Source organism: Psychrobacter sp. 1U2 (assembly GCF_051847575.1).
In genome coordinates, this window is sequence record NZ_JBPYDC010000521.1 from 1 (window position 1) to 1006 (window position 1006).

Here is a 1006-nt window from a genome sequence, read left to right on the forward strand (position 1 = left end):
CCAAATCCATTAGTGATTCGAAAAACAAGACCAGAAGTATTATCTTAATCTCACTTATCGCCGGTATTTTATTTTATTCTTTGATCAACTATTTTACCGCTTTAAATATGAACTTTGATTACCAAGCGATTAAAGATAGCAATTGGGCGACTGGTGAGGGAATAGACAATCGCATCGGTGGTATAGGAATTTGGCTATTGTCCATCGCCATGATTGGCTCCATACTGAGCGGCATCAATGGCTTTATATTATCGTCAGTCAAACTGTTAGAGTCTATGGGCGACTCGTCTTTATTGCCTAGTATATTTACCGATAAAAACCATCACTTTAGTAAGAAAAAAACCGTCATATTAATATGTTTGGTTTGCCTGTTCTCTCCTTGGCTTGGCAGAAACTATCTACTTGATATCGTCAGTATGGCGTCTCTAGGGATTACCGTCGGCTTCGCTTATGTGACGTCCGCAGATCTCATCAACGAGCGCAGAAAAAATCAGGCAGGCTTATTAAATTATCTTGCAGTCTTGGTCAGCCTCATCTTTATATCGCTGCTGCTACTGCCCTTCTCGCCTGCTGCATTATCGTTGAACGCTTATATATTATTGGCAGTGTTTATCATTTTAGGTGCGATTGGCTATAAAAGGATCATTCCTATTAGTAGCGTCAGTCTTGGGTAAAAAGTAGTGGCCGTTATGAGTAATAATATAGGCAGTTTAAAATTAAACAGATATAAAGGTTAAAACGTACGACTGTTATAATTTTTTCCTATTTATTTAATAGTATTCCCTTCAATACAGAGCATTTCATGGCAAAAAACATCACCTCTTTAACACTCGCATCAGTATTAACATCGTTCATGACATTGCCACTCATTGGCTGCGTCGCCACCTCAGAACCACGCTATATTATCGATAGCGAAACCTATCAAGCCACGGGCAAAAGCGAGCGTATCAAAACCATCGTTCTGCACTATACGGTCTCAAATAATGAGCGCTCAATAAAAACCTTA

The 1006-nt window shown here is 39.2% G+C and carries 1 protein-coding gene and 1 pseudogene; both read left to right on the forward strand.

Translation table 11 applies throughout. The features are described 5' to 3' along the window. The coding region (locus ACS8FD_RS17015; protein WP_439276712.1) for an APC family permease at positions 1-674 on the forward strand (674 nt) is incomplete at its 5' end. 128 nt (positions 675-802) lie between these two features. Then, positions 803-1006 (forward strand): annotated as a pseudogene (locus ACS8FD_RS17020) (N-acetylmuramoyl-L-alanine amidase); the annotation flags it as partial.